At 34.4% G+C, this 12623-nt stretch carries 13 protein-coding genes and 1 pseudogene; 7 read left to right on the forward strand and 7 right to left on the reverse strand.

Annotation, left to right across the window (positions count from 1 at the left end):
• Positions 1 to 266 precede the first annotated feature (266 nt).
• Positions 267 to 1637: a sensor histidine kinase gene (locus ACP6PL_RS30645; protein ID WP_426549150.1), complete on the reverse strand. Its 1371-nt coding sequence runs from the start codon at positions 1635 to 1637 to the stop codon at positions 267 to 269.
• Between the two features lie 224 nt (positions 1638 to 1861).
• Between ACP6PL_RS30645 and ACP6PL_RS30650 the strand changes: the two genes are divergently transcribed.
• The 5 genes and pseudogenes from ACP6PL_RS30650 to ACP6PL_RS30670 all read left to right on the forward strand — a co-directional run.
• Positions 1862 to 2245, forward strand: coding sequence for a hypothetical protein (locus ACP6PL_RS30650; RefSeq protein ID WP_426549174.1), 384 nt, complete (start codon positions 1862 to 1864; stop codon positions 2243 to 2245).
• 172 nt (positions 2246 to 2417) lie between these two features.
• Positions 2418 to 3077: a deoxyribonuclease V gene (nfi, locus tag ACP6PL_RS30655; RefSeq protein ID WP_426549151.1), complete on the forward strand. Its 660-nt coding sequence runs from the start codon at positions 2418 to 2420 to the stop codon at positions 3075 to 3077.
• Between the two features lie 320 nt (positions 3078 to 3397).
• Positions 3398 to 4543 (forward strand): glycosyltransferase, encoded by a 1146-nt coding sequence (locus ACP6PL_RS30660; RefSeq protein WP_426549152.1) that lies wholly within the window; start codon positions 3398 to 3400, stop codon positions 4541 to 4543.
• 85 nt (positions 4544 to 4628) lie between these two features.
• On the forward strand, positions 4629 to 4781 hold the full coding sequence (locus tag ACP6PL_RS30665) for a hypothetical protein (RefSeq protein ID WP_426549153.1): 153 nt from the start codon (positions 4629 to 4631) through the stop codon (positions 4779 to 4781).
• Between the two features lie 167 nt (positions 4782 to 4948).
• Positions 4949 to 5269 (forward strand): annotated as a pseudogene (locus ACP6PL_RS30670) (Uma2 family endonuclease); the annotation flags it as partial.
• Between the two features lie 241 nt (positions 5270 to 5510).
• Here the strand turns inward: ACP6PL_RS30670 and ACP6PL_RS30675 are convergent.
• The gene (locus ACP6PL_RS30675; RefSeq protein ID WP_426549154.1) at positions 5511 to 7001 is read right to left on the reverse strand and encodes a pentapeptide repeat-containing protein; all 1491 of its coding nucleotides are present in this window, start codon (positions 6999 to 7001) and stop codon (positions 5511 to 5513) included.
• A 662-nt stretch (positions 7002 to 7663) separates the two neighbouring features.
• On the opposite strand from ACP6PL_RS30675, the gene ACP6PL_RS30680 reads away from it, so the two are divergent.
• The gene (locus tag ACP6PL_RS30680) at positions 7664 to 8212 is read left to right on the forward strand and encodes a Uma2 family endonuclease (RefSeq protein ID WP_426549156.1); all 549 of its coding nucleotides are present in this window, start codon (positions 7664 to 7666) and stop codon (positions 8210 to 8212) included.
• A 77-nt stretch (positions 8213 to 8289) separates the two neighbouring features.
• Here ACP6PL_RS30680 and ACP6PL_RS30685 read toward each other — a convergent pair whose 3' ends face one another.
• Together ACP6PL_RS30685 and ACP6PL_RS30690 are read right to left on the reverse strand one after the other, a co-directional pair.
• Positions 8290 to 8628 (reverse strand): XisI protein, encoded by a 339-nt coding sequence (locus ACP6PL_RS30685; protein WP_426549158.1) that lies wholly within the window; start codon positions 8626 to 8628, stop codon positions 8290 to 8292.
• 39 nt (positions 8629 to 8667) lie between these two features.
• Positions 8668 to 9159, reverse strand: a complete 492-nt coding sequence (locus tag ACP6PL_RS30690; protein WP_426549159.1) for a XisH family protein — start codon at positions 9157 to 9159, stop codon at positions 8668 to 8670.
• Between the two features lie 151 nt (positions 9160 to 9310).
• Here ACP6PL_RS30690 and recQ point away from each other — a divergent pair, with 151 nt between their 5' ends.
• Positions 9311 to 11506 carry a DNA helicase RecQ gene (gene recQ, locus ACP6PL_RS30695; protein ID WP_426549160.1) on the forward strand — a complete coding sequence of 732 codons (2196 nt, stop codon included), beginning with the start codon at positions 9311 to 9313 and terminating at the stop codon, positions 11504 to 11506.
• 62 nt (positions 11507 to 11568) lie between these two features.
• Here the strand turns inward: recQ and ACP6PL_RS30700 are convergent, their stop codons facing one another.
• The 3 genes from ACP6PL_RS30700 to ACP6PL_RS30710 form a co-directional block, all read right to left on the reverse strand.
• Positions 11569 to 11721, reverse strand: a complete 153-nt coding sequence (locus ACP6PL_RS30700; protein ID WP_426549161.1) for a hypothetical protein — start codon at positions 11719 to 11721, stop codon at positions 11569 to 11571.
• Between the two features lie 145 nt (positions 11722 to 11866).
• Entirely contained in the window at positions 11867 to 12094 is a 228-nt protein-coding gene (locus ACP6PL_RS30705) for a DUF433 domain-containing protein (protein ID WP_426549162.1), read from the reverse strand.
• Between the two features lie 56 nt (positions 12095 to 12150).
• Positions 12151 to 12441, reverse strand: coding sequence for a hypothetical protein (locus ACP6PL_RS30710; RefSeq protein ID WP_426549163.1), 291 nt, complete (start codon positions 12439 to 12441; stop codon positions 12151 to 12153).
• Positions 12442 to 12623 lie beyond the last annotated feature (182 nt).

Below are 12623 nucleotides of genomic sequence, written 5' to 3' on the forward strand. Positions count from 1 at the left end.
CTCATTACTCCTACAACAGTTTTGTGGTCTACTCAACTGAAAAGCGCTGTAAGTATATTTAGTGGCGTGGCATACCTAATATGTGGCAATAGTACGGGAGGGTTGAGGGTTAAATTAACAGTGTTGCAAATTATCAGATGAACCCTCCACTCCTAGACTAATAGTGTGTCGGTCTAGTAAAGAGGATAAATAATAAAATAAAAATAAAAATAAAAATAAAAATAAAAATAAAAAAATAAAAAATACAAGGAATCTATAAATTGTAATTAAATTGGTATTTCAATCGCAAATTCAGATCCTTTTTCAGGAGAGGAAATACACTTTATTCTTCCTTTGTGCTGTTTAACAATAATTTGATAACTAATTGATAACCCTAAACCTGTACCTTGACCAACTGCTTTAGTAGTAAAAAAAGGGTCAAAAATTTTAGAGCAATTTTCCTCTTTTATACCCAAGCCATTATCAGAAATATAAATCCCAATCCAATCATTTTCTAATTTTTCTGTTCTGATACAGATTGTCGGCTGTTCTTCTGCAAATTTGTTTTGAGAAAATTTTGTTTCTAGTGCATCAATTGCATTATTAATAATATTCATTATAACTTGATTTAATGCACTAGGATAACAATGAACTAGAGGTAGTTCACCATAGTCTTTAATTACTTCAATCTGAAACGGCTGATTTTTTAAACGAGCTTGAAGAATAAGTAAAGTACTGTTAATACCTGCATGAATATCTACATATTTTATGTTTGCTTCATCAAGGCGAGAAAAAATCCGCAATGATTTGACAATTTCACTAATTCGGTTCCCTCCTCTGGCAATTGAACCTAATAATTTCGGAAAATCTTCTTCAATATGATCTAATTCTATCTCTTCAATTTTTGCTGCAACTTCATCAGGTAAGTTTGGGGAATTTTCCTGAAAAATATGAATTAAATCTAATAAATCTTTTGTATATTCATTAACGTAGTTTAAGTTACATGAAATAAAGGTGACAGGATTATTCATCTCATGGGCAACTCCAGCAACCATTTGTCCTAAACCAGACATTTTTTCGGCTTGAATGAGTTGAGATTGAGTATTTTTCAGCTTTTTAAGAGTTTCTTGTAAGTAAATATTTTGTTTTTTTAGGGCTTTTTCCGCTGACATACGCTCGATTTCTGCTGCAGAGCGAGCGGCAAATATTTTTAATATAGATTCTTGTTCTGCATAACTGTGTTTTAAAGGTTTAGTATGTAAGGCAGCAATATGACCAATATTTTTTCCATGACTATCGACAATCGCAATTCCTAAATAACTTTTGGCTTGCAGAGTCAATAAATCTTCATCTTCTGGGAATAGTTGTTGAATTGAATGGGGATAAATTCGGATACCTTTTTGATAAACAATACCGCAGGGAGTTCCCTTTAAATTGTATTTGAAATTAGGTCCGAAACCTTCTCCTGACCAAAAAGCTAGGGTATTAGCTTGTGGCGGATCGGTGTCTAAAAATTCTGCAATTAGTGCATATTTTATTTGCAAAACTTGAGCTAGGTATTGAACGCAAGCGTAAAAAAATTCTTCGCCAATTTTAGATGCAATTCCTGCAACAATAAGTTTGAGATTATATTCCCAGTCAAAATTATCAGTTGTCATTAAATTTATTGAAGATATCTAAGTAAGAATACAGTTATAATAATTTATGTAATTTGAGATTTTTGATAGAGAATATCTCTGTACATAATTTTTGGCTTCTCTGATTTTAACAACTTTTTTTGACTACATAGAATTTGCCAAAAATTCTATACTTTTCTGAAATTTGCTATAATTCAAGGATTTAAAATTTTGTTGAATAAAATAATTTAGGATTTTAAAAAATGATACTAGAAGAAATTTTTCCCTTTAGATTGGCCATAGATGCAACAGCGATAGCAGGTTCATCTTTGTGGTCTTTGGCCTTATATTGGGGTTTTTCCCCTTTGAGTGAGTGGGTGACGTTACAGCTTAACCGTTGGTTTAATTTCGCGGAAAGATCGTTGTATACATCTGATGAAGAATTTGAAAGAACGCGCAAAGCTCGAGAATCTCAAAATGCTTTTTATGCTTCTATTTTTAGTATTGTGCCTTTTTTAATAGTAGGAAGTTTATGTAATTGGGGGGTAGAATTTGGTTTAGGTAAAAGTTGGTCAATTAGTATTGGGATGATTACTTGTGTAAGTTGCGGTGTTTATGAATTAGGAAGACGAGATAGTCAATCTTCTTAAAGAAGGGAATAGGGAATAGGGAATAGGGAATAGGGAATAGAGAGTAGCTGAAATTATTCAGCTCTATATATTATGATTATGAAAATAGACCAAAAGTTTTTTTAATTACGAGAGAATAGGGAATAGGAAGTAGATAGTAGGGAGTAGCTGAAATTATTCAGCTCTAAATATTATGAAAATAGACCAAAAGTTTGATTTTCCGACTGATGTAGAAACGGCGATCGCTATGCAAGAAAAACTCCGCCATAAAGTAATAGCTGAAGACAAATTTGGAACTATTAAATATGTAGCTGGAGTTGATGTTGGTTATAGTGATGATGATGGGATTACTCAAGCAGCAGTAGCAGTTTTAAATTTCCCAGAATTGGAGTTGAAAGAACAAGCGATCGCTCAACGTCCTACTTCTTTTCCTTATATTCCTGGTTTATTATCTTTTAGAGAAATACCTACTATTTTAGATGCTTTAGAAAAGCTAAATATTATTCCAGATATGCTGCTTTGTGACGGTCAAGGATTGATTCATCCCCGTCGATTTGGTGTAGCTTGTCATTTAGGAGTTTTAGTTAATATTCCTAGTATTGGTGTAGCTAAATCTCACTATATTGGTCAACATGATTCTGTTGGTTTAGAAAAAGGTAATTGGCAACCATTAATAGATGAAGAAGAAGTTATTGGTGCAGTTGTCAGAAGTCGTACTGGAGTTAAACCAATTTACGTTTCAACTGGTCATAAAATTAGTTTAAAAACTGCCATAAATTATGTATTGAAATGTACTTCTAAATATCGGTTACCAGAAACAACTCGTTGGGCCGATAAATTAGCTTCTCAGTAAGAAGGAAGAAGGAAGAAGGAAGAAGGAAGAAGGAAGAAGGAAGAGAGAAGAAGAAAATAACCAAAAAAATTGTAGAGTAAATTTCAGATTACAGCGCTTTTCAGATTGATGAACCACATCGTTATAGACAAAAACCTGTAGGGGAAATGGCCATTAGCTAGCGAACAATATACGTTAACATCCCTACTGTGGTCTACTAATATGAAAACTGCTGTAATGTGTTACAGTTAACGGGCTAGATATTTTTTTTTCTTGTTCCCTATCCTGCTCTTCATCTTCCCTACTTCCTATTCCATAATTATTATATTTAGAAATTTACTGTGGAAATAAAATATGCTCTTGTTCACGAATGGTTAACCCCTAAAGCAACTGGGGGTTCGGAACTGGTTGTTAAGGAAATTCTCAAGCATATTAATGCAGATTTATATGCTTTAATTGATTTCGAGTCGAGCAACCCAGAAAGTTATCTTTATCAACGCAAAATAGGCAAAACATTTTTACAATATTTGCCTTTTGCTCGTAATGGAATACAAAAATATTTACCTCTATTACCCATAGCAATTGAACAATTTGACTTAGGAGAATATGATGTAATTCTCTCTTCTTCTCATGCAGTTGCTAAAGGTATTCTGACTACACCTTATCAACTGCATATTTGTTATTGTCATACTCCCATGCGTTATGCTTGGGATTTAACTTTTGATTATCTAAATAGTAGCAAAGTAGGTAAAGGTATCCCTGGTATTTTCACTCGATATCTTTTACATAGACTGCGAGAATGGGATGTAATTTCTGCTAACCGAGTAGACTATTTTATTGCTAATTCTCAACATACTGCCCGCAGAATTTGGCGTTGTTATCGACGTAAAGCTGAGGTTATTTATCCGCCAGTAGATGTGGAAAAGTTTCCTTTTCAATCTCAGAAAAAAGATTTTTATCTGACAGTTTGTAGATTAGTGAGCTACAAAAAAATATCTTTAATTGTCAGAGCTTTTAATCAGTTAGGACGAGAATTAATAGTTATTGGTAGTGGCAGGGAATTAAAGAAATTACGTCGTCTTGCTAAACCTAATGTCAAAATTATGGGTTGGCAACCTGAAGAGGTAGTTGCTCAATATATGTCAGAAGCAAAAGGTTTTATTTATGCTGCTTGTGAAGATTTTGGCATGGCTTTGGTAGAGGCACAAGCTTGCGGAACGCCAGTTATTGCTTATGGTTTTGGTGGAGCAACTGAAACAGTTTTAGACATGAGAAAATATCCAGATTCAGCAACAGGTTTATTGTTTCCTGAACAAACAGAAAAAGCTTTAGTGGAGGCGGTGGAAAAATTTGAAAATTCTCAGGCATATTTTCAACCAGAAATTATCAGAAAGCACGCCTATAAATTTTCTCAAACAGTGTTTCACAAACATTATTTAAGTTTTCTGGAAAAGTGTTATACAGAATTTAAAAATGCTGGTATTTGAAGTCTGGTTATTACAGATAAATAGTATCAGAAACACTACTCATATTTGTCTAGCTATAATAGAACAAAATTGATAATAATTGACTATGAGAACTGTTTTAGATTTAAAACCTTTAATTAGATTAACAAAAGAAGATTTTTATCAACTCTGTCAAGTTAATCCAGAGGTATCATTAGAACTTAGTCGTAATGGAGAATTGATTATTATGTCGCCTGTAGGTGGAGAAAGTGTTCAATAATGAATAATTAATAATGAATAATTAATAATTACCTCTTCTTAAAAAGAAGAGGATTGGTTAAAAGTAATTTTTTGTTTTTTTCTCCTTTCAAGGGGAAAAAATAAATAATATTTCCTTATATTCAATCCTCTCGGTTTTCACCAGAGTTAATTATCCATTAATGAACTAATGGTGGTAGTCGCTCTCCTGATGTCTCATGGGTAAAACAAGAAAAATGGGAAGCTCTAACTCCCGATGAAAGGAAAAAATTTCCACCTATTTGTCCTGATTTTGTAATTGAATTACGCTCTCCTAGCGATAGATTAAAACCTCTACAAGAAAAAATGAAAGAATATTTAGATTGTGGTTTGAGATTAGGATGGTTAATTAATCCTCAAGATGGCACTGTAGAAATTTATCATTCTCAAAAAGCTGAGGAAATATTAACTTTACCTGTCTCTTTATCTGGAGAGGATGTTTTACCTGGTTTTAATTTATTGATTGAATAAGCAAGCTAACAAAATTACAGCAGATTACAGATAGATGAGATACAAATATGAATTGTCAAGTGTTTGTAGTGGTGGCATCTTTCCAGCGACTGATGTATCTCGCTAATATGAAATCAACTCTCTAGAGTTGAGTTTGATTTTCATAAGTTTGATAAGAAGTAGTGATTTTTTGCAGATGTCTAGTTATGTAGAGAGAATGACACCAACTAAAATCACTACATCTACGAAACTACTAATATTTTTATTCCATTATTGCTCCGCCTTTCATTGCTGCTTCACCCAGCACAAAATCTAGAGCTGCTTGTTTCAAGTTTGCTCCTGTCCAAGTGACTCCATCAGCTTTGACTCCTTTGAGATCGGCTCCTTCGAGGTTAGCATCTGATAAGTCTGCTTGGGAAATATCAGCACCTGAAAGATTTGCTCCGGAGAAGTTTCCTTTTGCCAGGGTTGCTTCTGAAAGGTTGGCACCCGAGAAGTTTGCTTTTGTGGCGTCTGCTCCCTGGAAACTTGCTTGGGTTAAGTCTGCTTTTGAGAAGTCTGTTTCTTGCAAGTTTGCATCTTGTAACCCTGCTAGTTCCATTTTTGCTCCTGACAGTTTGCCTTTGGATAAGTTGGCTTTTGTCAAGTCGGCTCCCTTGAGACTGCCTCCTTCTAAGTTTATACCTTCCAGGTTGACTTCTTTTAAGATGGCGCGATCGAGGTTGGCATTGGTGAGGTTGGTTTCTTCGAGAGTTGCTTTTTCTAGGTTAGTTTCTACTAAGTAAGCATCTGTAAGATTAACTTGTTTCAGGCTTGCCCCAGTCAGGTTAGCACCAGAAAAGTCTGCGTCGCTCATGTCTGTTCCTGTAAATTTGGCATTAGACATATTGGCTCCTCTCAGGTAAGCCCTCGCCATCATGGTGTTTTCGTCTCCGACAACAGAGCGCAGATCGGCTTCCTTTAAAAATGCACCTTCTATATATCCAAGTTTAGTAGTTATAAGACCATTTTCTACGTCTAGCTTGGATAAGTCTATAGATTTGTCTTCTAATTCTGACAGGTTAATTGAATTAAGTTTGGCACCTTTAAGGTTAAGACCATTCAAAATAGTGTAAGTCAGAGTAGCTCCAGAGAGATTGGCATTTTGCAGGTTGGCGTATGTTAATGTTGTTCCTGATAAGTTAGCAACTTGTAGATTAGTACCTTCTAGATTGAAACATCCTAAATCAAGACCTGTTAGATTGCAGCCAGACAGATTAGCTCCAGCTAGGTAGTTTAAAAGTTGCTCTTTGTCAAGCTGATCACCCCATTGAAAAGAAGAAGTAACACCCCAGTCATAAGAACCAGTACGATAAGGATCAGAATAGTTGATATATCCTGGTCCTGTGCCTTTGCCAAATATCGATGCATATCGATGCATACTGTTGTTATCATGCGGATAACCCCCAGATTCGGTCGCCAAGAAATAAGAATTTTGTAGGTCAACATTTTGCAGGATGCCAGCTTGCAGCGCAATACTGAAATTATTAAAAAACGTAGTCTTATACTGACCGGAAAAGTAGCCCTGGAAACTGTTAATATCAAAAGGTCGGTTAGGATTAAGCCCGGAGTTAGAGTTTGTTATCTTACTGTTTATGCTTGTTGAAGAGGAGTTCAGATGTTGTTTAAATTCTTCTGTATTCATGCCGCTGTTGTCATAAAGATACAAATTGGCATCTTGAAATACTTCAAGTAAGTCAAATTTATTCGCCATATTGAATGATTCTCCTAAAATTAATCAAAAAATAGAACATAAATAACACATATCAGAATTCAAAGAATTTTGCCTTGCAAAATTCTTTGAATTTTTGTTAAGTAATAGCTTTAGATAAGTTGACAAATGTTTATAAAACTCAACTTTTTGCACAATTTCGCAAATTTATTCTGTTGTTAGTTGATTGGGAACATGGTTAGCTGTTGCGAGTAGTCATTCCCAGTCATTTAAGTAGGTGCGTTAGTAGTGGGGTGCGTTACATCTTATGGGACGGGTTTATCTAATCAAATGTGAAAACTCATTAATTTAACGGGGAAACCCGCCCCTACTATTGCAACATTTTAGGTGTGTTACGCCACTACAAACTGCTAGTATAATTATACTATCACGACTTACATATAAGGTACGAAAAACTGGGATTTGAAATTGCTTCCCTAATGGGTCGCAATGACAGAAATACCTTGTACTGCGTAAGTCCTAATATAGAATCCGATTGAACAGTTGTCATTGCGACGATAGGAAGCAATCTCGTGACATCCCTGAGATTGCTATCCGTTCCGGAATGCTGCGCAAACCTTCCACTCCGTTCCAGTCGCAATGACTTGGGTATAGTAATTATCTGGATTTGATATAACTATATAACATTTGAGCCAATAATAACCATGCCAAATCTAACAATAAAAGACCTAGAAAAATTAACAACCGAACACCCAGACCATCAAATGGAATTAGTAGGAGGAGAAATTATCGTTATGAGTCCGTCAGGTTTAGAGTCAGAAGAAGTAGGAATAGAAATAGCTGCACAGTTACGCAACTGGGTGCGACCTCGTAAACTAGGCAGGGTAACAGGTTCCAGTGCAGGTTTTCGTTTACCAAATGCAGATGCAGATGTTCGTGCCCCTGATGCTGCTTTTATTCGTGGCGATCGCCTACCTCAGACTACAGAAAATTATGCGGAGATAGTACCCGACCTAATTTTTGAAGTTAAATCTAAAACTGATTCTGTAACCAAACTCCGAGAGAAAATTCAACAGTTTCTAACTTATGGCACTCAAGTAGGAGTATTAGTAGACCCCCGCACTCGCACAATGGAAGTTTATCGCCCCAATGGGGAGAAAATTGTGCTTAGAGATGGAGATGCTTTACAAGTTCCAGAATTGTTGCCAGGGTGGGAATTACCTGTAGCTGAGGTCTGGGCACCGGAATTTTAATCAGGCTAAGAAAAAAGAAGGAATAAAGGCGTTATTTGGACACTGAAAACTCAGTCAGAGATTACTTATGACTTCATCTATCCTTGGGCAAATTCTGTATATTTTCTCAGATTAGGTGGATGATATGCTAAAACAATATCTTGCGCAGGTACTCCTTTTTCAATTAATTGGTCAGCGATCGCCTCCTCAATACCATCATGTTGCACCCAAATTTTGTCATCAATAATATCGACATGAATAGCACAACCATAAATTCGGGTATTGTTATTTTTCCACCCTAAATTAACAAGTTGATAATGGTCTCCTTCGCAGTCAAAAACTGTTTGACTTTTAATTGGATCGTTAGGAGAACGTAACTTAGCTCTTGCAGTTAGTAATTCCTGAATTAATTGACGATACAAATCTAATTTATCCATTGGTTAATTACCAAAAAATAAGGTCTAAAGCCTCCCCTTTTAAGGGGATGAAAAAAATATTTGGTTCATTATTTCAAGCCTATGGCTGAAGCCATAGGTACTGATAACTGATAATTGATAACTGATAACTGAAATAACCTCTTTTTCTACATCATAAATAATTAAAGGTATTTGGGTACGACTAATTACAGTTTGAATAAATGGATACTTAAAAAAGCGCTTATAAATCTCTAAAGGGACTGCTAAATACAATCGTCTTTCTGATTCTTGTTCTTCCAAAGCAATACGATAGTTAATAAATTGTCCAACCGCAATGTGAAACTCAGAAATTGTTGAAGCTGCCAGAAAAGTTTTGATTTCAACAGCGATTTTTTCACCATCTTTTGTTGCAGCAATTAACTTTTCTGCACCTAAATCAATATAAAAATCAACAAACCCTAGATCGATACGATAGGGGTTATGACTAATTGTCCATCCTTCATTTTCAAGGGCAGTTATAACTAATTGATGAAAAATATCTTTAGCAAGCATTATACCATTCCACGGAAGTCAAAAGTAAGATTTTATCTCCTCAAAACTTTGACTGATAACTGATAACTGATAACTGATAACTGATTTGTTGGGTTGCGCTGACGCTTAACCCAATCTACAATAGAATAAAATTATTAAATTAATTATAACTATGTCAGTACAAAAACAATCAAAATTCAATCAATTATCATTAGAACAAAATCTCAAAAATCACTTTGGTTATGACTCATTCCGTCCTGGGCAAAAAGAAATTATTCAAACAGCACTTCAACAAAAAGACCTATTAATTGTTATGCCTACTGGTGGCGGAAAATCTTTATGTTTCCAATTGCCAGCATTACTAAAACCAGGTTTAACAATAGTAGTTTCTCCCCTCATTTCTTTGATGCAAGACCAAGTAGAATCTTTACAAGATAATGGTATTGCTGCCACATTTTTAAATAGCACTTTAGGCTTAACTGAAACTCGTAGGCGAGAAACAGATATTATGCAGGGGAAAATTAAGCTTTTATATGTAGCGCCAGAGAGATTATTATCAGAGAAATTTTTACCATTTTTAGAGTTAATTAATTCCCAACAAGGTATCTCTACTTTTGCCATAGATGAAGCTCATTGTGTTTCAGAATGGGGTCACGATTTTCGCCCAGAATATCGACAATTACAACTGCTAAGAGAAACTTATCCAAATATACCAATGATGGCTTTAACTGCCACAGCGACAAAACGAGTTAGAGCAGATATTATTGCTCAATTAAATTTACAACAACCATTTATTCATATCGCTAGTTTTTTCCGTTCTAACTTATATTATGAAGTTCGTCAAAAAAGTAGTGCTAAAAATACTTTTGCAGAAACATTACAAATAATAAGAACAATTGGTGGCTCAGGAATAGTCTATTGTAATAGTCGAAAAAAAGTTGATGAAATTGCTTATAAGTTACAACAAAATCATATATCTGCTTTGCCTTATCATGCAAAAATGGATGATAAAGAAAGAACTATTAATCAAACTAAATTTATCAGAGATGATGTTGACGTAATTGTGGCAACTGTTGCTTTTGGAATGGGGATTAATAAACCAGATGTGAGGTTTGTAATTCATTACGACCTGCCTAAAAATATAGAAGGTTATTATCAGGAAACTGGTAGGTCTGGTCGAGATGGAGAACCTGCTAAATGTATTCTATTTTTTAGTTATAGTGACAAAAAAAGTATTGAATATTTTATCGATCAAAAAGATGATGAGCAAGAAAAAAGAATTGCCGAACAACAGTTAAGAAGAATTATTAATTATTCTGAAGCTAACGAATGTCGGCATCGAATTTTATTAGGCTATTTTGGGGAAGATTTTCCGAGAAATTGTGGGAATTGTGATAATTGTAAATATCCCAAACCAATCGAAGATTGGACGATTGAAGCAATGAAGTTTTTGTCTTGTGTGGCGAGAACTAAAGAAAGGTTTGGCATGACTTATATTATTGAGGTTTTAAGAGGTTCTAAAAATCAGAAAGTTTTGGAGAGAAAACATGACAAACTTTCTACTTATGGCATTGGTAAAGATAAGAGTGTTGAGGAATGGAAAAATTTAGCAAGGTCTCTTTTACATCAAGGTTTAATGGAGGAAACAACTGATGGTTATTCCGTGTTGAAACTTAATCAAAATAGTTGGGAAGTAATGGGTAGGAAAATCAAGGTAGAAATTGCTATAGAAAAGAAACATCAGATTGAGAAAACTACTACTTCTTTAGCAGCAGATGAACAAAGATTGTTTGAAGAGTTACGGGCATTGCGAAAAAGAATTGCTGATGAACAAATGGTACCGCCTTATGTGGTATTTCCAGATAAAACATTACAAAATATGGCACAGCAACGTCCCCAAACTTTGGATGAATTTATGAATATTTCTGGAGTAGGTACTAGGAAGGTAGATAAGTATGGCAAGCAGTTTATTGAGGCGATCAGAAATTATTGTGCGGAGTATGGTTTACCTACTAATTCGGAACCTATTCGAGAGTTAGCAAAAGTTGTAGATAATGTTCCTTCTCTGACGCAAATAAAAACATTGGAGTTATATAAAAAGGGATTAAGTATTGATGCTATTGCTAATGAAAGAGGGGTCAAAACTGGCAGAATTGTTAGTCATTTAGCTGAGTTGATAGAAAAAGAACAACCAGTAGATATTGATAGATTGGTTAAACCAGAAACTCAAGAAAAAATTATTGCAGCAATAGAAGAAGTAGGGGATGAAAAATTGAAGCCTATTTATGAGTATTTAGAGGAGCATTATAGTTACGATGAAATTAAATTAGTTAGGGCATTTTGGCGGAGCGAACAGTTATATTTTTAATGGAAAAAGTGGCTCGTTTAGTAATTAGCAATCGCTCAACTATTAACCTCTTCCTATCTATGTTATTGAATATAAATAACATCACCCTTGTTCAAACTTTCTAAACCTCTATTTACTTCAATCATTAAAGGTTTCAATGTTGCCAGGCGGTTATCTTTAGCAATTAAAACGATTATTATTAAATCAATTGGTTGAAGATTTTGTTGTGAAGTCAAATTTTGGTCTGCTGTAATAAAAACATCAAAATTTTCTGATGCTAATTTTAATAATTACCCATTTTTTATTCCTGCCCAACGTTGTTCTGGAACTGTTATTACTTGATGATTTATGATTTATTTTTTGAGCTTTTTAGGTAAGCATTCATCCAGCAATATTTTGATAAGTTTGTTTCAATAATGTTTCTTGAGCTAATTTTAATAGAGAAACGGCTTGTTCTTGAGTCACCGTAGGAAAATCATCAAGAAAGTCTGCTATAGTTTCTCCTGCACTTAAATAATCAATAAGAGTTTTAATCGGAACGCGAGTATTTTTAAAGACTGGTGTACCTGATAATATTTCTGGAGATATTTCTATTAAATTATTGCTCATATTCTTTGCTCTTTTGTGTTTTGGTTTTTGTAATCCTTAATTTATTAAAATAATCTTCAATCAACAAAATGAATCTCCTCTATAGATTCTTTTGTTTGTTGTAAATGTTCCAACATTTGAGATTCTCCAATCCATTCATCAAAGTCAAAACTATGGGATAATTCATCATTATTAAAACGGGCAATAAATTCCTCTGTAGATAACTGATACTTAGTTTCAAATTCCTGTAGACGTTCTTCTGTCTTTTTAATTCCTGCTTTGACACTCTGCAACCTTTCGGACAAAGCAGTTTGAATAATTCGTCTGACGAAATCTGGATCTTTTGACCTGAGTGTTAGTTCAGCCATAATTCTGTTTTGATATTTTTAATTATACACTGCTAATAAATAATTATAGGGTATTTCTACAAAAAACAAAACTTGATAAATAATGGAATACTAAGCGATCGCGACAGCGGAACGGAGTTCTATCCCCTGTTTTATCTATGTCAATATTGACCGTATTTTTGGTGCAGGAATTTCTCGTGCTA

The organism is Dapis purpurea BLCC-M126, from assembly GCF_050015975.1.
GTDB lineage: Bacteria > Cyanobacteriota > Cyanobacteriia > Cyanobacteriales > Microcoleaceae > Trichodesmium.